Origin of the sequence: Mucilaginibacter gossypiicola, from assembly GCF_900110105.1 — a bacterium.
Lineage (GTDB): Bacteria > Bacteroidota > Bacteroidia > Sphingobacteriales > Sphingobacteriaceae > Mucilaginibacter > Mucilaginibacter gossypiicola.
The window spans coordinates 137,418-158,310 of record NZ_FOCL01000012.1; the positions used below are offsets into that span (position 1 = coordinate 137,418).

The following is a 20,893-nucleotide window of genomic DNA, read 5'->3' on the forward strand; positions in this document are numbered from 1 at the left end:
CGAGGGGAATAAGTTTTTCCCATTTAACTAAAAACGTCATTGCGAGGTACGAAGCAATCCCCTACTGTACAGGGCGGACCTGCTAACTGGGGATTGCTTCGTACCTCGCAATGACGCGTGGTGAAGCTATTTTTAGTATTTTATTTCCTACAACATCCCACCGTCAACAGGAATAACCTGTCCGGTGATATAAGCGGCCATATCCGATGCCAGGAATACGCAGGCATTGGCTACGTCTTCTGTTTCGCCGGCACGTTTAAGCGGGATGCCCGCTGCCCAGCCTTCAACAACTTTGGGATCCAGCACTTCGGTCATTTCGGTGCGGATAAAGCCCGGAGCAACCACGTTGGTACGGATATTACGTGAGCCCAGCTCTTTAGCTACCGATTTAGAGAAACCAATGATACCTGCTTTTGAAGCGGCATAGTTGGCCTGACCTGCATTACCCTGCACACCTACAACCGAGCTCATGTTAATGAATACACCTTTGCGGTTTTTCATCATGATCTTTGAAGCGGCCTTGGTAACGTTGAATATCGATTTCAGGTTTACGTCAAGCACTTCGTCCCAGTTCTCTTCGGTCATGCGCATCAGTAAGCCGTCTTTAGTGATACCGGCATTGTTAACCACAATATCAAGCGTACCGAAATCAGCAACAATATCGGTGATCAGTTTATCAGCTTCCTCAAATTTGGAAGCATCAGAACGGTAACCTTTTATTTTAGTACCGAAGCTTTGCAGTTCCTGCTCAAGGGCCTGACCTTTTTCAACTGATGATAAATAAGTGAAAGCTACGTTAGCGCCATGCTCGGCAAATTTTTCGGCAATCTTACGGCCTATTCCTTTTGACGCGCCGGTAACCAACGCGGTTTTTCCTTCTAATAATTTCATAATTAAAGTATATGATTTCAGGGCGGTGAAGTTAGGTATTTAGTTGGAAAGTCTAAAGTCCGGAGTTGGAAGTCTTAAGTCAGAAGTTCAAAGTGTTAAGTCTAAAGTCAGTAAAGAGCAGAACTTAAATTCCCGCAATGATTTCAAGGCTTTGTACTTCCGACTCAGGACTTTAGACTTACTTCAAATACTCTGCCGGTATCGGGTTATCCTTACGTTCGCCATCATAAAACCAGGCCAGGATCCAGAAACGGGTGCCGTCGTTAAACAGTTCAATACTATTGATACCCCGTTCTGTTACAGGGCCGTCGACCGTGTTGCGCGATTCATAAGTGCTCCACACATGGTAAATGCTGCCAAACTTTTCAACCCGACGGGCTATTTCGCGTTCATCAAAACCGTTTTTTGACAGTGATGGATCGGCAAGCTTATGGTATTGTTTCAGGGTCATATAGCTGAACTGTTGTTTGCCTTGTTTATCGGTATAACCTGCACCAACATGGGCATTGGCGATATGCAGCAGGCTATCGCGCTCATAACTTACTTTTTCGCCTTTTTTAACGGAGACTACACCGTAATAGGCTTTTATGATGCCGTCAAGGGTACTTACATTATCGCCGTATTTGGTAATAACCTGCGAATGCGCAGGGAAAGTAACGGCAATACTTATAATAGCAATGAGCAGTGGCAGGATATTCTTTTTCATGAAGATCAGGGTTTTATTAACGATCAGATTTTGATTGAATTAACAAAAAATATCCGGGATAACATAAGGCAAAATAACCATTATTGGTTTTGCGGCAGAAAGGGTGCACCTACGGAGCAAATTTCTTTTTTGCAAAAATGCTATAAACATGTGACTCCTATGGAGTCGATCTTTCACTACAAACCAAGAGCGTGAACACTAAATGTACGGGCAAGGTATATAAATAACAAAAGGCTCCGTAGGAGCCCCATGTTTATAGAAAAATAGATGAGATGCTTTGGCTCCGTAGGTGCCTCCTTATCTACATCGATTAAAAAGTAGTATTCAACGATACTCCATAAGTCCTCGGGTTACCTAAGTGCGTTGCGCCGAAGTCATAGGCATAATCAATGTATTTTTTGTTGGCGATGTTGCTCTCCCAGAAAAACAAACCGAACCTTTTGGTGCTTACGCCTACCCTTGCATTAAACTTGCTGTATCCTTTTTGCTCGATCTGATTGGCGAGGTCAAAATACTGATCGCCAAGGTAGCGCCACTCGCCACGGGCAATCAGCTTTGTTTTCAGCGGACCACCCAGGTCATAGCCATATTGAAGGGCCAGCATGCTGGTAATGTTTGGTGTGTAAATTTGTTTATTGCCTTTCAAGTTCACTTCTTCGCCATTGCTGCCTACCACTAATGTAGTGTAACGCGCATGGGTATAGCCGAAATTGTAATCAAACTCCAGACCTTTAATTGGAGTGGCGTTAATTTCGGCCTCGATACCTTTGCTGCTTAACTTACCTGCATTTTTAGTGATGGTGATAGCATCGGGCAGAACCAGCGTTGGCACCTGCGCATCGGTAACGCGGGTATAAAACGCGGTTACGTTTACACGCAGGCGATTATCTAAAAAGTCGTTTTTTGAACCTACTTCAAAGTTATTACTATACTCCGGTTTAAAAGAATAAAGCGGCGGAGACGAAGGGTCAGAACCTAACTCGGTGATACCACCGGCGCGGAAACCACGGCTGTAAGTAGCAAACAGGTTATTATGTGCCGATACATGGTAAGCCAGGCTCACTTTGGGCGTAAATGCTTTATAGTGTGCGGTTGATGAGGTATCCGAGCGGGTAACCATTGATTCGCCACCGTTTGGCAAAAACTCGCCCATTATATTTTCTTTTTTGTGTTCGTAATCATAACGCAAACCAGCGGTAACATCAAACTGTTCACTAACCGAATAAGTGGCCTGGCCGTAAATGGCTAAACCATAATTCCTGTCGGTATTGGTGTTGATGCTGGTAAAATCACTGATCGGCGAGCCAACTGCGGCCGCGTCATCGCCAAAATAGGTTCCCTGTTTATTTGGCGCATAATGGTAAAAGCCATAAGTACCGGCTGCCCATTTAAGTTTTGAGGTTGATGAGGCAGGCGATGTAAACCTGAACTCCTGGATAGTGGTTTTCACTTTGTTCCATTTACCGCCATAGTTATTTACTATAGAAACCGCATCAATCGGTGAAAAATCACCATCAATAGGTGTGGTATAATACCTGTTATTTACCTGGTAAGAGGTTTGCGAGGTAAAGTTAAAATCACTGCCACTGTAATTGGCTGTTAAGGACGATTGAAAGGTATTATCAATCATTTTGGTAGTAGCATTCTGGTTAACCTCAAACGGATGGCTCAGTGCTTCATCAGGAGAACCCGCCAAGGTGAATGCACCGTTATTACGGTTGTTGTAGTTTTTAACATTCAGCGTAAAGGCCAGCTTTGAGGTAGCTAAAAACTTGAGGTAATAGTTGCCTAAAAAATAATGCTGCTTATCAAAATGGGTATTGTTAAATGTATTGGTGTAAAAACCATTAAAGCCAGAATAGATTCCGGCTACGCCTAAATACAACTTATCTTTTACCAATGGCGCTTTAATGCCTAAGGTATAACGCTGCTGGTTGTAATTGCCAATGTCGATACCCGCAAAACCACTCAAGGTGTTTGACGGTTGTTTGGTGATCACATTGATAACACCGCCGGTAGCATTACGCCCGTAAAGTGTTCCCTGCGGACCGCGCAAAACCTCTATCCTATCCACATCAAGCAATTGCGGAATATAAGTATCCAGCCCGTATTGGTTTACACCATCAACATAAGTTGCCACAGCCGGATCATACGATGTGGTAACAATACCGCGGATGCCTGTAACCGTACGGCCATCGCCGGGGGCGCCTGAGTTTAAGTTAGGAACAATAGCGGTGAGGTCTTTCAAATCCCAAAGCCTGTAATCCTGAATTTGTTTGGCCGATAATGTTGAAATACTGAAAGGTACCCGCTGGGCCTGTTCTTCTGTTTTTTGGGCCGATACCGTAACTTCATCCAGCTGGTTGCTGGCATCATTCAACTGAATGGTTATCGGGCGACTGGTACCGATCATATTCACCGGTATGTTTTTGGCCGCGTAACCAATAGCGCTGATATGCAGTGTATATTTTCCGGTAGTTATATTTTTTAAAACAAACTTTCCGCTTTTGTCGGCACTGGTTTGGTAGTTGGTATTGAGCAGGTACACAGAAGCGCCTGCAACAGGTTGATTTTTGCTATCGGTAACGGTGCCCGAAAAATCGCCCGAGGTTTGGCTCCGGGCCGAAAATGCAATAATAATAAGTAGTAATAAAGTAAATAATTTACGCATAAAATAGGTGTATTTAAATGTGTACGGATCACACATTGTAATCGATTGTCAATAATAGCAATTGACAAACAATTAACAGCTATCCCGCATAAATATTACTTAAATTTAAGTAATATTTATACAAATTTGAATGACGCCGAATCTGATAGCTGAGTAATGTATTAAATTCACATAAACTTCAAAGCTTCGGGTCTGTTTAAAAGTAATTCTTCAAATAAAAAAGAAATGAATTGGGAACTGTTTATTGGTGGCGCAGGTTCTTTAGCAGCCGCATATCTATTTTATAGGCTATTTGTTAAAGATGGAAAACCATACTATGAAGATATCGGCCGGAAAGTTCTTAAAGTCAGTTACATTAAAAGTTGGGGCTTAGTGATTACGGCTATTATCGCTGGAATAATATTGATTTTTCAATCCTTATCAGTATAAATTTTAAATAAGCTTATTTTATCTACTGCGTTGCTGCCGCAATCCTCCTGCTTTTGTCCCGCATTAACGTCACGAAGCTGACATTGCATAACTATTCATTCAACATAAACTTATCTACTCCATCGGCCGGCTGCCACTTATCAGCTGGTTCAAAATAATGCCATAGCAGGGCCGATATTTTTTTGATCAGCAAGCCTGCTTCGTTGTTGGGCGTCCAGCTGGTATCGGTATTATGATTGGTAATGATCGAAAACACATAGTCACCATGTGGGGCGTTAACCAGCACTGTTTCTGAGCGCGATTCGTCAACAGCACCCTGTTTGGATATGGTATGTACATAAGGCGGAATTTGCGACAGCGCATGCTCATCCCAGTAAATACGGCCCATATTACGGTACATCCGCTCGCTGGCTGCCGGGCTTACTGCTTTACCTTCACGGATCATGGTAAACAATCGGCACATTTCGCGCGGGGTACTTACGCCCCACCCATATATTTTGCGCATAGCTTCACGGCCCGGTGCTCTTGAATTTACACGCATCACCTTAAATCCATTCTGATCGAGCCAGTTGTTGATATATTCACTGCCCACCAGCTTTTGCAGCCAAAGGCTTGCGGTGTTATCGCTCATGGTGATCATGAGCATGGCTACCTTACTCAGTTGCACGGTATCTTTATCTTTAAAAGAACCCAACAAATCTTCGCCTGCATACAGTAACGAGTCGCGATAACCCAGTTTCTGATTATATTTCAGTTCGCCTTTTTCTATCTTATCCATCACCCCGCATTGAATACTTACTTTAATCATGCTTGCCGTAGGGAACAGCGTATCTGCATTGATCTCAGCAGTTTTACCTGTTTTTAAATTGTGTACATAGATGCCAACCTGTCCGTGAAAATCTTTTACTGCATCATTTAATTTAGCGGTGAGCTTACTATCGGTTTGAGCAAAGGCTGATGCCGCCAATAACAGCAACAGCAGGGTGAGTTTATGTTTCATGAGATGAGCGATCTGGAAAAATGAAAATACAAATTTTTAATCGATGAGCAACCATGCGTTCAAACCGGAGGTACTACTCAAAACTATGTTTTCTATATTTACAAAAACTCGCGTAGCACATGAACCATTTTGTTGATATCACCAACCGCAAAGTACTGTACCGCTTATTGCTTAACATCGATGCGCAGGCTAAGCCACTTTGGGGTAAAATGACGCCTCAACAAATGATCGAACATCTTATAACTCAGGTTCAATACACCAACGGCGTTAAAATACCAACCTGGGACGGGCCTCATGAAAACACCCCTACACGTAAGCAGAATGGCATTTATACCGACAATGAAATGCCGCGCAATATCATTTTAGAAGAGTTGCCCGAAACGTTAACCTACCCAGACCTGGAAACAGCTATTAATCAATTAATGAAAGAGCTGGATGCCTTCGACAGGCATTTCAACACGCTTGACCTTAAAGTGATTCACGGCGGTTTCGGCCCACTGGATTATAACGAATGGATCATATGGCATGGTAAACATTTTACGCACCATTTAAAGCAGTTTGGGGTGATAGGCTCGTAGTAAATTGGTATCAAATATTAACTTTGCTGTTCTTCATAAATTTAAAAGAAGAAAAACGTCATTGCGAGTAACCACCAGGGAAGCCTTGGAAAATATCGTGATGACGTGTAAAATATGTTTTAGAGATAGTGCGATGGGTTGCGTTAGGGATGGGAGCGGATACCGGCCTGTGGCTAAGGCCCGTGTTGTATGAGCGTACAGCCCGGGCCGCAGGCAACGCCCATGTTATAAAACCTATCAAAAAAAACACACCTAATAATCAATAACTTACAATTACGTCATTATAAGGTACGAAGCAATCGCAAACAATACAGAGTGGCCCTGCTAATAGGGGATTGCTTCGTACCTCGCAATGACGGGTTGAGAAAAACCATATATGAAATTCCTGCGCTGGCTTTTAATCCCTTTTTCGCTGATCTATGGCCTTATTGTTGGGATCCGTAACTGGTGTTATAACCGGGGCATCTTCAAAAGCACCGGGTTTGATATGCCGGTTATCGTTGTAGGTAACCTTGATGTTGGCGGTGCCGGCAAAAGCCCCATGACAGAATACCTGATCAGGCTGTTAAAAGACAGTTATAAAATAACCACACTCAGCCGGGGTTATGGTCGCACCACAAAAGGCTTTTTATTAGCATCTGCTGAAAGCAAAGCCTCCGATATTGGCGATGAGCCTGCACAATTCAAACATAAATTTCCGGATATTGACGTAGCCGTTTCCGAAAAACGGGTTGATGGCGTTGAACAGTTGAAAGACAATCATGATATTATCATTTTAGATGATGCTTACCAGCACCGGGCACTTGAACCGGGCATGAGCATTTTACTTTTTGATTATAGTCGGGTTAACGAGCCTCACTTCCTGCTTCCGGCGGGTAACCTGCGCGAATCATTTGCCGGGCGCAAAAGGGCGGATGTGATCATCATCAGTAAATGCCCTGCCTCCCTTACCGATCTGGAACAGGGCCGGGTAATTAAACGGATCAAGCCTTATCCTCACCAGTCGCTATTTTTCACAACTATCAATTATCTCCCTGCTCAAACTATGGAGGGGGCAACGGTTACCAATGATATCGACAAGCAAACCACGGTTTTCCTGCTTACCGGGATAGCTAATCCTAAGCCATTGCTGGCGTATCTGAAAAAGCAAACCGAACTGCTTATTCATCACAATTATCCCGACCATCACCGTTTTAGCTTAAAAAATATCAGTAAACTTGCCAATGATTTTTGGGCCTGCTCCTCACAAAAAAAAGTGATCATCACAACAGAAAAGGATGCACAGCGTTTAGGGGAACAGGACCTGCTTCCGATGGTTAAAAAACTACCCATTTTGGTGCTGCCCATAGGCATTAGTTTTTTAAATAACGGGCAACAACAATTTGACGAATTAATACAAACATATGTTAGACAATATTGAAGGCACTGCGCAATACATCAAAAACCGAATAGGCGATTTTGTACCCGAAGTGGGGATTATCTTAGGCACCGGTCTTGGAGGCCTGGTAAAAGAAATTGAGGTTGAAAAACAGCTCATGTATTCTAATATCCCTGATTTTCCAATCTCAACATTAGAGTTCCATTCGGGTAAACTTATTTTTGGTACGCTTGCAGGTGTTAAAGTTGTTGCCATGCAAGGCCGCCTACATTATTACGAAGGCTATAATATGCAGCAAATCACCTTCCCGGTGAGGGTGATGAAATACCTGGGCATCAAAACGCTTTACGTATCAAACGCCAGCGGCTCGCTCAATCCCGATTTTAAAAAAGGCGACCTGATGATCATTGAAGACCATATTAACCTGCAGCCGCAAAACCCGCTTGTTGGCCGCAATTATGAAGAGCTTGGCCCCCGGTTCCCTGATATGAGCGAACCTTACCGTCATGATATGATCGAAAAAGGTTTAGCCATTGCACAAAAAAACAATATCACCTGCCATAAAGGCGTTTACGTAGCAGTAACCGGCCCTAACCTGGAAACCCGTGCCGAATACAAATACCTGCGCATCATTGGAGGCGACGCGGTTGGTATGAGCACCGTGCCCGAAGTTATTGTTGCTAACCACATGGGCATCCCAACATTTGCTATTTCGGTATTAACCGATGAGGGCTTCCCTGAAATATTGAAGCCGATAACACTTGAGGAGATCCTTGCTATTGCGCAGGAAGCCGAACCTAAAATGACCCTGATACTTAAAGAACTGATAGCCGGTAATTAATGCGCCAAAAGCTCAAATATATTTTTTTATTGCTGATGTGCCTGTCGGTACAGGCTGCTTTCGCGCAGTATGGAAACCGCACTAATCCGCGCAACCTGCCTACACGTGATACTGCACGCCGTCAGGAAAAACAAATGACCGACGATCAACTCCTGGACAGCTTACGCCGCAAGGAAGAAAACAAAAAGGATTCGGTAGTCTTCAGTTCCAAATTTATCCGTGTTACCAACGAGCGCCTGCTGAACGATAGCACACAGTTGTTCCCGATTGATACCGGTATTACTAATTTCGAGATCTACAGTCCGCTTGTTGATCCGCGCAGCCCGCGGATCCATTTGGGTAATATTGGCTTATCGCAACGGCCTTTACTTTTTGAGCCCAGCAGGACCATCGGCTTTGACCTCGGTTTGCATGCACTTGATATTTACGCACTAAAGCCGCAGGACATCAATTATTATAATACCCGGGTACCTTATACCAAGCTTACATTGTACAATGCCTTTGGTGGCTCGGCTATCCAGTTATTCAATATCGTCCATACCCAAAACATAAAGCCCAACTGGAATATCGGCTTTAACCTCAATTTCAACGGATCAAAGGGGTTTTATAACTATAACAACGTGCTGGGCCAAAACGTAAGTGGTTTGAATGCCTCCATTTTTACCTGGTACGAATCAAAAAGCAAACGGTACAACTTGCTGGCCAACCTGTTGTTTAACAATCTCAAGGCGCCCGAAACGGGTAGCATCCTCAACGATTCGGTATTTACCAGCACTAATGTAAACAACGCCTTTTCAAAAGACAGGGCAGCGGTACGCCTGCCGTATAGCTATGAGAACTGGAACGACAAAGGACTTTACATTAAACAGTTTTACTATTTAGGTCGGATAGATAGCCTAAATAAAGGTAAGGATAACTCAAAGATCCTGCCTACCCAACGCGTATCACATACCCTTCATATCTCAAACAGCAGGTACCTTTATAAGCAAAGCGGCGTTGATACCTACAATGTATTTCCCGATTATTATTACAGTAATAACCGGTCGCGCGATTCAACAGTCGTCACGCATATTCAGAATGAGTTTTCGTACAGCTTTTACCTCCGAAGCAAATCGGTGAAATTTGTTAAGAATGAGCTGAAGCTTGATCTGGGCCTTGTGCATGACTTTTACTCTTATAACCAGTATGTAAGTGATACCACGCTTAACCAGTACGGTGCAAAATACATTCACCAGGATAAAGTACAGCACAATACATTTCAGGACATTACGCTGAAAGCTAAATTAGGGTATCGTTTCAGCGATCGTATAGCCCTTGATGCCGATTTCAGGCAAATTGCCCAGGGCCGCGATTTTGGCAATTATTTGTATGATGCCAAACTTACCCTGGCTGGCGGCAAAAAAACAGGTAAGATCATTTTAGAAGCCTATTCGCAAAACAGCTCGCCGCCGTTGGTTTATAACAACTGGATCTCCAATCATTATATTTTCCATAATGATTTCAGCAATCAGAAAACTACCAGCGCATCGTTCAACTACATTAACAATGCCCTGCAAATTGATTTAAAAGCCGAATACTTTTTGATTAGCAATTACCTGTATTTTACGGCACAAGATGGCGGCAGTGATGTACGCCCGGCGCAACTTGGCAGTTCCATCAACCTGTTAAAAATAAGTCTGGGTAAAAACTTCGCTTACAGGAGCCTGCATTTTGATAACTACGTAGTATATCAAAAAACCGACTATCAGAGCACGCTTCGTACGCCGGAGGTATATGCTTACAGCAGCTTGTATGTTAACAGGAATTTGCTTAATGTACTACATGCCAGTATGGGTATAAATGGACGATATAATACAGAATATGTTGCCCCTTCATATGCCCCGGGCCTGGGTCAGTTTTATAACGGCGCAAACGTAACTTTTTCATCATACCCTATATTCGGCGTATTTTTCAAAGCAACATTACAACGTACCAACCTGTTTGTTGCTTATGATTACATTAACCAGCGTGCCTGGAGCAAAGGCTATTATACCGTAAACCGCTATCCTCAGCAGGATGCTATCCTGAAGTTTGGCGTTTCGTGGACGTTTTATAATTAATAAAGCATCCTATACAGTTCAAAAAAATGTCTTAGACTGGCGCAAGTCTTGTGTGGCAGGAAAGCAGGCGGATGACTTGTGCCTTTGCAAAGATGTCTTGTGTTTTTGGCGCAAGTCTTGTGCGGCAGGAATGCTGGTGGATGACTTGTGCCTTTTGAGTTAATATACTACTTCAACTTCCCTCAAAACGCCACCTTTTTCTTCGTAATTAGAAGCACTGCTATAAACATACGCTGACGCTTCGTCGACCCATCCTGCTTTAACCGGATTTTGATGAATATAATCCAACTTTCGATCAAACATATCTGAATTGGGTTCAATTTCTATCGGATGATTTTCTTGTTGCCATAATTGATAGTGAGTATTATTTGAATTTGCTTTTCCTGTATCGGAAAAGAGTTTAAGTATCCACTGCTTTCGGCTTTCTACCGGATTTTCTATGATCTCCCTGATAATTTTAACAGACGAAAACTTTTTCATATCCCGCATAATAGCTGATAGACTTTGATCACCTTTTTTGCCTATGAGCAAATGAACGTGATTGCTCATAATAACAAACCCATAAATAATTAAACCTTTTTCCTTCACACAATAGCGAAAGCTATCAAGCAAGATATCACGATATATGTTTCTTGTAAAAACATCAACCCAATGAACCACTGCAAAGGTTACGAAGTAGACACCCTCTGGGTTAGCGAATTTATATTTGGTACTCACACGCTGAAAATAGTTAAATATAATAAAGAAAGCACAAGTGAGCATCCCTCCGGCCAACCACACAACACTTGCGCTAAAAAACAGCTTCTATAATTATAAATCCGCAAAAAAAACCTTCTTACCCCTTCAATTCTTCACTAAATGTAAGCCTGTTGCCAAAAGGATCATGAACAGTCATGGTTATAGTTTTGTCATTCCATTCGGGCACTTCCAGGCCGGGACGGTTGTATTTGTATTTCTTGGCGATTAGGTGCGCGTGATAATCCCTTAGCTCTGTAAAATCATCAATAGCCACGTGGCTGCCTGGACTGGCATCGCCGTGATGTTCGGAAAGGTAAAGCACCACATCGCGCAGGGATATTTGAATGTATACCGGCACACCTTCGGGCTTATGTTCCCAATCAGTTTTAAAGCCGAGCCAAGTAATATAAAACTCAATGGCTTTATCGTAATCAAAAATTCGGAGAATGGGTTTTGTTATCGACATAGGTAATTGATTGTTAAACAAATTTAACGGAAAATGCTGCCGCTTTTGTACAGCGAACATACTTGTTTTCAATTAACTGGCTGCAAATGTTAATAGATGTTAAATACGCCCCGAAAGACATTGTAAATTAGGTTTCCATACAACAGATACCTTACTTTCGTCGGCACATTTAGCCCCCTCGTCTATTACATTGAGAGTGGGTTCAAAATGAGACTACCTTAGCATGATATGTTTAAACGGATAAAACCGGCGCTGATTATCGAAATTTGTATCCATCTTTTATTTTGGGCACTGATCATATTTACGCCCGTAATTTCCAGACCGGATATGCGGGGTTTTCCGCAACCAGCCTTTTCGCTGGGCCATATTATCAGTTTTAACCTCGTGCTGGCGGCCGAGTTTTATCTCAACGCTTTTGTCCTTATTCCCGGGATCTTAAAAAAGAATATCTGGCTTTACTTTTTTTCGCTGCTTGCCTCTTTTGTGGTATTTAATATCATACTGATGGCAGTACGGCACTATTTTCCAGTACCTCATTTTCCGTGGATGGGGCAGCATCACCGGCCACAGGGGCCTTATCTGGTTATATTCCCATTACTCTCCATCACAGCAGGGAGTTTTGCCTATCACTACCTGGCCGATCAGTTTAAGGCCATCAACAAAAAAAAGGACATTGATAATGCTTCGCTGATCTCTGAACTGGCCTTTTTACGCTCACAGATCAGTCCGCATTTTATTTTTAATGTAATTAACAGCGCAGTCGCGCTTTCACGGTTAAACCCCTCGGCAGTTGAGCCAACGCTCATTCAGCTTTCCAAATTGCTCCGGTATATGCTTTATGTAACCGATGCAGAAAAAGTTACGCTGTTCCAAAAAGAAGACTATCTCCGCAGCTATATCGAACTGCAGCAGCTCCGTTTTCGCGACCAGGTGAAAGTGAGCTTCAGTTCTGATATCAAAGCTCCCGAAAAAACGATAGAACCCATGCTGCTGATCCCCTTTGTGGAAAATGCTTTTAAACATGGCACTGGAGATATTGAAGCACCGGCTATAGCTATTACACTTTTTACCGACGAAAAAAACCTGCGTTTCAGCGTACAAAACGTGTATAATCCTACCGAAGACAGTAAAGATAATGCCTCAGGTATCGGTCTTGCCAATGTTAAACGCCGGCTCGAACTGTTATATCCCGGCAAACACAACCTATATATCAATCAAAACGAGCAGGCTTATATAGTTATGCTGCAACTGGAACTTAAATGATGCGATGTTTAATAATTGACGATGAGCCGCTGGCGCTTGATCTGCTGGAAGATAACCTGAAACACGTAAACACCATACAGGTAGTAGCACGTTGCCGCAACGCGGGCGAAGCGATCATTGCCATGCAAAAGGAACAAATTGACCTTATTTTCAGCGACATATACATGCCTGGCATTAATGGTTTACAGCTCATCAGAAGCCTCACTCAAAAACCTATGGTAATATTTGTAACCGCTTATGAAAAATTTGCGGTAGAGGGTTTTGAACTCGATGTGGTTGATTACCTGGTAAAACCCGTGCCCTTAGACCGTTTTTTGAAAGCCTGTCATAAAGCGCTTGACCTGTATGAGCTTCGTCGCAGTTATGTGCCGCAGCCTACAACTAAAAACTATTTCTTTTTGCATGCTGATTATAACCTTGTTAAGATTAGCTTTGACCAGGTTGAATACATTGAAGGCCTTAAAGATTATATTAAAGTACATCTCATTAATCAGCAAAAACCGGTATTGTCCCGTATCAGCCTAAAAGCTATTGAGCTGCAATTACCTCCCGACCAGTTTTTCCGGGTACATAAATCATACCTCGTTAACCTCGACCATGTATCGCAGATGCGCCGTGCCCGTATCAAACTTATCAACACCGAGATCCCGCTAAGCGATGGTTACCGTGATGTGATTAACAGGATGATCGGGAAGGTGTAAGAATGTTGTTTGGTGCCTCCGACGTCGAATATCAAATATAAAAAACTATGTCATTGCGAGCGAAGCGTGGCAATCTCGTAGTCAATACAAGTCCGATCTACATAGCTACGAGATTGCCTCGTCGTTCCTCCTCGCAATGACATAGTTTTCTTGAACGTATTCTACTACTTGCCTTGTGGTGAGCCAAAAATTCATCATCGTTCCCAACTACTACTCCCGTTCTTACCTGCTACTGCCCCTGGAACTACCTGCAACTGCCCCTAACAACTACTACTAAGCAAAATTCCCCTGCCACACATCCGGGCAATTTGTCGACACAAAGCCTCTCATGGTCGATTTTATTTGAGCTGCTTCAAAACATGGTGCAATTTCGGCGCTGAAGAAAATATACCCCTACATGAAGAAATTTTCCCTATTGTTATTAACCACCCTTGTAATGTGCGGTACGGTGGCCCATAGTCAGCAAACTCAACAAAAGCTAAAAAAGATTGTAGTAAACCATTTTTTTTCATGTCCGCTTGATGAGCTCTTTGATACGCTGGCTATGAACTATAAAGTTCGCATAGTGTTTGAACGGGAGCCCCTTCACGAAATGGATGTTGTGGAGCACTTTTTTGAGGAACCGCTTAAAGAAGTTATTGCCAAGGTTTGTAATGAAAACAGCCTGCATTACTGGATAGAGTCAAGCGGCACCATCTACATCCTTCAAAATACCGACGACCTGGCACGGCTGCAAAAACTCAACAAGCTTTCATTGCAGGCATCCAACGCAGTAAAGGCCAAAGAAATTGAAGCCCCCAAGGCCAAGCCCAAGCATTTCCTGGTGAGTATTAACGGGCGGGTGATTGACCAGCAAACTGGCGAGTCGCTGCCATCGGCAACGGTGAAGATCAGGGGTACCGACCTCAATGTTATGACCAACTCTGATGGCTATTTTACCATGTTCAGGGTGCCATCAGATACATCAGTAGTGGAGGTTTCATATACGGGTTACCAAACCGACTACTTCAGGCTGAGCAGCGAAAAGCTGAATTCGCCACTGATTTGTGGTTTGTATTCATCGCTCAACAGCTTAAACGAGGTTACCATTACCGGTAAAAAAAGCGGCGTTATGAATACCGATAGCAGGCAGGTTGGCGTGTTACAACTTTCGCCGGCCAATTTGGATAAGCTGCCAACCATGGGCGATAAGGACGTACTAAGGGCATTTCAGCTGATGCCCGGTGTAAGCGGTACCAACGAGTCATCGTCGGGTGCTTATGTACGCGGCGGTACCCCCGATCAGAACCTGGTTGTGCTGGATGGTTTTACCATTTACCAGGTTGATCACCTGTACGGTTTTTTCAGTGCCTTTAACGCCAGCGCTATCAAAGATGTGCAATTATATAAAGGTGGTTTTACGGCGAAATATGGTGGCAGGCTTTCGAGCGTTACCGAGCTTAACGGCAAGGAGGGCAACAAGAACGAAACTAATATAGGTACCGATTTGAGTTTACTGAGCGCAAGTGGTTACCTGGAAACGCCGCTTTCTGATAAATCAACCTTGTTATTAGCAGTGAGGCGTTCATACCAGGGACCGTTTTATAATAAGATCTTTAACCAGTTTAATCAAACCTCAACCACGCAGGGCGGCGGTCCGGGTGGCGGTGGTGGCCGGGGCGGCTTTGGCGGTGGTGGCTTTGCCAACCAGATTACCCCAAGTTCATACTTTTATGATTTTGATGCCAAGTACACCTACAGTATCAGCTCAAAAGATAAAGTTTCCTGGACCTTATACACCGGTACCGATAAAACAGACAATAGCAGGCAACTGGGCCTGCCTTCGTTTCTGTCGTCGGGCAGCAGCGGTATCAACATAACCGACTATACCAAATACGGTAACCTTGGCAGTAGTATTAAATGGTTCAGGCAGTGGAACAAAAAGTTGTATTCAAACAACTACATCACCTACTCATCTTATTTTAACGACAGAAACAGGAGTACCTCGGGCTTTGCACAGATTGATACCAACGGCATTTCGCATACCGTTAGCAACGGAACTTTGGAGACCAACAACCTGAAAGATGTGGGTTATAAATCTGAGTGGGAATGGACGGCCAGCAACAAATACAAGCTGCTCTTCGGTGGTTTTGCATCCTACAAAAAAATAGACTATGAGTATACCCAAAACGATACCAGCAAGCTCATCAACCAGCATAATAATGCCATATTAGCAGGCTTCTACACCGAGCTGGCTATCGACCCAAACAATAAATTTCATATTCAGCCGGGCTTGCGTACCAGTTATTTCGGTCCCACATCCAAACCGTACTTTGAACCCCGCCTTTCGGCAAGTTATAGTGTTAACGACCGGCTTACTATCAAAGGCGCGACCGGACAGTTTTACCAGTTTGAGAACCAGGTGATCCGCGAGGACATTTTAGGCGGTAACCGTAATTTCTGGGTGCTATCCAACAACAGCAATATCCCTGTTGGCATGTCAAGGCATTACATATTAGGTACCAGCTACGAAACGGATGAGCTTTTGTTTAGCGTTGAGGGATATTACAAAACGCTTAGCGGCCTTACCCAATACACCGTAAGGCAAACACAGCCTGCGGGAGGCGGTTTCAGGATGGAGGCTAATCAAAACCAAACACAAACAGTAACCGAAGATTTTTACCAGGGAACAGGCCGTGCTAAAGGGATTGAGTTTTTGGTACAGAAAAAAATGGGGCGTTACACCGGCTGGATCAGCTATACCCTTGCCCAGGCACAGAATAAATTCTCGGCATTTGGCACTGATTATTATGCTGCCGATCAGGACGTACGCCATGAGTTTAAATCCATCAACATGTACCATTACGAGCGCTGGAATTTTGCTGCTACTTTCCTGTTCAGTACCGGTCACCCTTACACGGCACCATTATCCAGCTACACCATTAAAACAGTTGACGGCAACAGCATTACTTACCTCAACATCAGCGACAAAAATGCCGAACGCCTGCCTGCCTATCACAGGTTGGATATGTCGGTTTCATATGACCTGCTGAAGATTGACGGACATAAAATAGGTTCGATAGGTTTATCGCTGTTTAACGTATATAATCATACCAATATCTGGTACCGCGAATACCAGATGCAAAACAACCAGGTTATCACCACCGATGTTAACTACCTCGGCTTTACCCCTAACGTTACATTAAGCTTAAGATGGAAATAAAAACATACATACAATATACGTTTTTTGCACTGATAACCGGCTGCCTGATGATGGCATCGGCCTGCAAAAAAAACTCTTCAGATACGAACGCGGTGAATAAACCTGTTGTTGAAGCATACCTGGTTGCCGGGCAGCCGATTTCGGTAAAAGTTTATCAGCAAAAAGACCTTACCGATACTGCTACTTATGGCGCAGCTTTAACCGGTTTAAGTATCAATGTGAGCAACGGCGCGCAAACCGTAAAACTTACCGAAACAACAAGCGGAACTTACACTTACAGCGATGCCTCATTTGTAACTGCGGGTAAAACTTATAGCATGCAGTTTACCTATAATAATGTGGCCATCAGTGCTTCGACAGTAATGCCAGGTAAACCTGAAGGTTTTAAAATAACTGATACTGTATTTCATGAGCCTAATACTATCGATCAGGCATATAACGACAAGGTTCGTGAAACCATCACCTGGACCAACCCTGATTCGTTACAGCATATGCTGCTTTTCAAGAATACCGACAGTAACCCTTTCGAGATCATAGCAGTAAGAAATAATAGAAATGCAAGCTTCGAAATCAATACTGAACGTGCCTCGACCTACAGCATAACGCAAACTACGTTCAAATACTACGGGGCTTATAAGGTGATATTGCTGAGGGTAAATGACGAATACATCAATGTATTAACCAGCAATACCCGGGGCAGCTCGCAAAACCTGGTAAACACCCCAACCAATGTTGTTAACGGCCTGGGCATTTTTACAGCGATGCAGGCCGATACCTTGAATTTGAAGGTAACAACAGAGTAACTCTGATAATCCGAACTTACGAAGTTTTAAAAACTTCGTAAGTCTTCTGAACAAGACGAATTGAAAAAAGCAAAAAGGATTAATGCAATGGGACGGCGCGGCAACCGCATGTTATAAAGCCAGCGTCGCTTCCAAAGCGTTTATTTTAAATTACCTTTGGTTTCGCCCCCCTTTATCACCGCATTGTAAATAGCAGGGGGCTCAAAGAAGGGAGTGACGTGGCTTTCTCGTAGCCATGTCAGCCGCAGTGCATATTTACCCTGTATAGCTACGAGATTGCCACGCTTCGCTCGCAATGACATGTATTAATTATCCCTCTTTGTCACTGCATTGTAAACACCCGTTTAAACGTTTATTGTAAAATATACGGTTTGTATCATGTTAGTGTAACTAATACATGACAATTGCACTTTTTGTAAAAAAATAAAATTTAAGCATGTAACATTTAGGGTATTTTCGCCTCCAATTACCAAAATAACACTAAATGAAACGTTTTTACATACTTATTGTATTATTCTGCATTGCTTTTTCGGCCCAGGCTCAGTTTGGAGTTGGCGGAGGCGGCCCGAGTGTAACAGGCAGAATTTCTGGTACTGTGATTGACTCACTTACCAAAAAACCATTGGATTATGCCACGGTGGGCTTATACCGTACCGGCGGCAAATCGCCAATTACAGGTGTTTTAACCGATGAAAAAGGAAACTTTAAACTGGATAATGTAAAGCCAGGCACATACAAGCTGGCGGTTTCGTTTATTGGATACCCAACCAAGTTTATTGAACCGGTTACTACTACAGCCTCAAAACCCGATAATAAACTGGGCCAGCTTTTCATTTCGCCGGGGGCCCATGCGCTGAAAGAAGTTTCGGTAGTTGGCCAGGCTGCGTTGATTGAAAACAAGATTGACAAAATAGTTTACAATGCCGAAAAAGACCTTACAGCTGCCGGCGGTAACGCTACCGACGTATTGCAAAAAGTACCGTTGGTAAACGTTGACATTAACGGTAACGTATCTATCCGTGGCGACCAGAACATTAAAGTATTGATAAACGGTAAGCCATCCGGCGCTACATCAGCAAGTTTATCTGATGTGTTAAAAACCATCCCAGCCGATCAGATCAAAAGCATTGAGGTTGTAACTTCACCGTCGGCCAAATATGATGCTGAAGGTTCAGGTGGTATCATCAATATCATTACCAAGCAAAAAAATGTTTCGGGCTTTAGCGGTTCGGTGAGCGGTGGTGTAGGTACACGCCAAAACAATGGTAACATCAACCTAAACTATAACAAAAACCGTTTCAGCTTAGGTATTAACGCCGGCGGTAACTTAACATGGCCGCAAACCTCGTTGACTACTTTCGACCAGATGATCAATACCCCTGCACATGATACAGTTGCTGCTGTTAGCCTCCATAACCGCAATAATACATCAAGCAGGATCAAAAGACACGGCGCTATAGGTTCGGTTACCGCAGGTTATGAGTTTAACGCCTTTAACAGCATCAACAGTACCTTCAGGTTAAATGATGGTGGTTTTAATACCAATGGCGGCGGCGATTACAACCGTACGCTGAATGGCAACTTGTTAACTTATAACGGCCGAACTACATCACACAACCATTTTGGCGGTTTTGACTGGAATATCGACTATACCCACAAATTTAAAAAAGAAGGTCACGAACTGACCATATCAGGTCAGTGGAGCCATAGTGATATCACAACAGACTATACAAGCATTTTTACCGCTGTTAACCCAAGCCAGATAGGTGATAACAATGGCAAAAACAACGAATATACTGGACAAGCCGATTATACTTTACCTGTAAGCAAACTGTTAAAGGTAGAAGCAGGCGCTAAAACCATTCAACGCCGCATCAACAGTAATTACGATATTTTTAATACAGATACCGAAGGTAACAATCCGGTTAGAGATGTATTAAATTCAAACCTGTATGATTACAATCAGAATGTGTACGCAGGCTATACCGTATTAACGTTCACGCTTCCTAAAAGCTATTCGATATTGGTAGGTGGTCGTGTTGAAAACACCAGGATTAAAGGTGATCCACAAAATCCTTTCCAGGAAGAAGGTAGTTCAGGTTTCCAAACCCTGGAGCCATTTACTGCAAGTTATACAACTTTTATCCCAAGTTTAACCTTACAAAAACAATTTGGTTCAAACACTATCAAGTTATCATACAGCAAAAGGATCCAGCGCCCAAGCCTTCAGTTTTTGAACCCGTTCATCAACCGTGCTAACGTGCAGAACCAAACTGTAGGTAATCCTAACTTATCGCCGGAGATTTCACAAACTGTTGAGTTAAACTATAACACCTTTATCAAATCATCAGTACTTAACTTCTCTGTGTATTACAAACATACCAGCGATTTGATTGAAGGTATAGCAAGCCCAATTGTTGATACTATCAACAACAAACCGGTTATAGCTACCCGTACCACATACTCAAACGTTGGTGTAAATAATTCAATTGGTGCCAGCTTTTTCGGATCAATAAATCCAATTAAGCCATTAACTATCCGTGCCAGCATTAACGGTTTTACTTATAGTCCAAGTCCGCAGGGTGTGTTTGTACAAAACTCATCTGCAACAGGTACTTATTTTCAGTACTCTGCTTTCGGAAGTGCATCGTACCAGTTTCCGCATAACTTCCTTGCCGAGCTGTTTGGTTTCACCAACTCATCACGCCGTACTATCCAGGGTACTAACCCATCGTTCGGTATCTATGCCTTCGGTGTTAAAAAACAGTTCTTAGATAAAAAACTGGCTATCGGCTTCAATACCGTACAGCCATTTGCAAGGGACAAGCATTTTGACCAGAACATCAATAGCCCAGGCTTTACGCAAACCAGCTCAACAGCATTCCCATTCCGTTCGTTTGGGATCACGTTTAGCTACAGCTTTGGTAAGTTAAGCTTCAGCAACCCTAATCAGCAGAAAAAAGGCGTTAACAACGACGACCAAAAACAAGGCGATCAGGCCGGCGGTCAGGGTGGCCCAGGCGGCAGATAATTTTGCTTAGAAGTCAAGACTGTTAGAGTCAGGAATCAAGAAAAATAAAAAAGCCGGAAGCGTCAATGCTTCCGGCTTTTTCTTTTTTATCAGTGT

At 43.2% G+C, this 20,893-nt stretch carries 16 protein-coding genes; 10 read left to right on the forward strand and 6 right to left on the reverse strand.

Annotated features, from left to right (window positions below):
• Nucleotides 1–147: 147 nt before the first annotated feature.
• The 3 genes from fabG to BMX50_RS28295 all read right to left on the reverse strand — a co-directional run bounded on the left by fabG (nt 148) and on the right by BMX50_RS28295 (nt 4,268).
• On the reverse strand, nt 148–891 hold the full coding sequence (fabG, locus tag BMX50_RS28285; protein ID WP_091218667.1) for a 3-oxoacyl-[acyl-carrier-protein] reductase: 744 nt from the start codon (nt 889–891) through the stop codon (nt 148–150).
• Nucleotides 892–1,069: 178 nt separating this feature from the next.
• Nucleotides 1,070–1,597, reverse strand: a complete 528-nt coding sequence (locus BMX50_RS28290) for a hypothetical protein (protein WP_091218671.1) — start codon at nt 1,595–1,597, stop codon at nt 1,070–1,072.
• A 310-nt stretch (nt 1,598–1,907) separates the two neighbouring features.
• Nucleotides 1,908–4,268 carry a TonB-dependent receptor gene (locus tag BMX50_RS28295; RefSeq protein WP_167668131.1) on the reverse strand — a complete coding sequence of 787 codons (2,361 nt, stop codon included), beginning with the start codon at nt 4,266–4,268 and terminating at the stop codon, nt 1,908–1,910.
• A 225-nt stretch (nt 4,269–4,493) separates the two neighbouring features.
• Between BMX50_RS28295 and BMX50_RS28300 the strand changes: the two genes are divergently transcribed.
• Nucleotides 4,494–4,697 carry a hypothetical protein gene (locus BMX50_RS28300; protein ID WP_091218678.1) on the forward strand — a complete coding sequence of 68 codons (204 nt, stop codon included), beginning with the start codon at nt 4,494–4,496 and terminating at the stop codon, nt 4,695–4,697.
• Nucleotides 4,698–4,788: 91 nt separating this feature from the next.
• Here BMX50_RS28300 and BMX50_RS28305 read toward each other — a convergent pair whose 3' ends face one another.
• Nucleotides 4,789–5,697, reverse strand: a complete 909-nt coding sequence (locus BMX50_RS28305) for a serine hydrolase (protein ID WP_091218681.1) — start codon at nt 5,695–5,697, stop codon at nt 4,789–4,791.
• A gap of 119 nt (nt 5,698–5,816) precedes the next feature.
• Between BMX50_RS28305 and BMX50_RS28310 the strand changes: the two genes are divergently transcribed.
• From BMX50_RS28310 to BMX50_RS28325, 4 genes are all read left to right on the forward strand, one after another.
• Nucleotides 5,817–6,275: a hypothetical protein gene (locus BMX50_RS28310; protein ID WP_091218685.1), complete on the forward strand. Its 459-nt coding sequence runs from the start codon at nt 5,817–5,819 to the stop codon at nt 6,273–6,275.
• A 376-nt stretch (nt 6,276–6,651) separates the two neighbouring features.
• Nucleotides 6,652–7,695, forward strand: a complete 1,044-nt coding sequence (gene lpxK, locus BMX50_RS28315; protein ID WP_091218688.1) for a tetraacyldisaccharide 4'-kinase — start codon at nt 6,652–6,654, stop codon at nt 7,693–7,695.
• Nucleotides 7,679–8,494 carry a purine-nucleoside phosphorylase gene (locus tag BMX50_RS28320; protein WP_091218692.1) on the forward strand — a complete coding sequence of 272 codons (816 nt, stop codon included), beginning with the start codon at nt 7,679–7,681 and terminating at the stop codon, nt 8,492–8,494. The genes lpxK and BMX50_RS28320 overlap by 17 nt, the downstream gene beginning before the upstream one ends.
• On the forward strand, nt 8,494–10,593 hold the full coding sequence (locus tag BMX50_RS28325; RefSeq protein ID WP_244281129.1) for a putative porin: 2,100 nt from the start codon (nt 8,494–8,496) through the stop codon (nt 10,591–10,593). Before BMX50_RS28320 ends, BMX50_RS28325 begins: the two co-directional genes overlap by 1 nt.
• Before the next feature lie 159 nt (nt 10,594–10,752).
• Here BMX50_RS28325 and BMX50_RS28330 read toward each other — a convergent pair whose 3' ends face one another.
• Both BMX50_RS28330 and BMX50_RS28335 read right to left on the reverse strand, forming a co-directional pair.
• Nucleotides 10,753–11,310 carry an REP-associated tyrosine transposase gene (locus tag BMX50_RS28330; RefSeq protein WP_091218814.1) on the reverse strand — a complete coding sequence of 186 codons (558 nt, stop codon included), beginning with the start codon at nt 11,308–11,310 and terminating at the stop codon, nt 10,753–10,755.
• A 118-nt stretch (nt 11,311–11,428) separates the two neighbouring features.
• A complete protein-coding gene (locus tag BMX50_RS28335) occupies nt 11,429–11,797 on the reverse strand; it encodes a glyoxalase superfamily protein (RefSeq protein WP_244281130.1) in 369 nt (122 codons plus the stop codon).
• 228 nt (nt 11,798–12,025) lie between these two features.
• Here BMX50_RS28335 and BMX50_RS28340 point away from each other — a divergent pair, with 228 nt between their 5' ends.
• From BMX50_RS28340 to BMX50_RS28360, 5 genes are all read left to right on the forward strand, one after another.
• The gene (locus BMX50_RS28340; RefSeq protein ID WP_091218695.1) at nt 12,026–13,060 is read left to right on the forward strand and encodes a sensor histidine kinase; all 1,035 of its coding nucleotides are present in this window, start codon (nt 12,026–12,028) and stop codon (nt 13,058–13,060) included.
• A complete protein-coding gene (locus BMX50_RS28345; protein ID WP_243770910.1) occupies nt 13,057–13,761 on the forward strand; it encodes a LytR/AlgR family response regulator transcription factor in 705 nt (234 codons plus the stop codon). The genes BMX50_RS28340 and BMX50_RS28345 overlap by 4 nt, the downstream gene beginning before the upstream one ends.
• A 397-nt stretch (nt 13,762–14,158) precedes the next feature.
• Nucleotides 14,159–16,963, forward strand: coding sequence for a TonB-dependent receptor (locus BMX50_RS28350; RefSeq protein ID WP_091218699.1), 2,805 nt, complete (start codon nt 14,159–14,161; stop codon nt 16,961–16,963).
• On the forward strand, nt 16,954–17,766 hold the full coding sequence (locus tag BMX50_RS28355; RefSeq protein WP_091218703.1) for a DUF4249 domain-containing protein: 813 nt from the start codon (nt 16,954–16,956) through the stop codon (nt 17,764–17,766). Before BMX50_RS28350 ends, BMX50_RS28355 begins: the two co-directional genes overlap by 10 nt.
• A 484-nt stretch (nt 17,767–18,250) precedes the next feature.
• Nucleotides 18,251–20,797 (forward strand): TonB-dependent receptor, encoded by a 2,547-nt coding sequence (locus tag BMX50_RS28360; protein ID WP_091218706.1) that lies wholly within the window; start codon nt 18,251–18,253, stop codon nt 20,795–20,797.
• Nucleotides 20,798–20,893 lie beyond the last annotated feature (96 nt).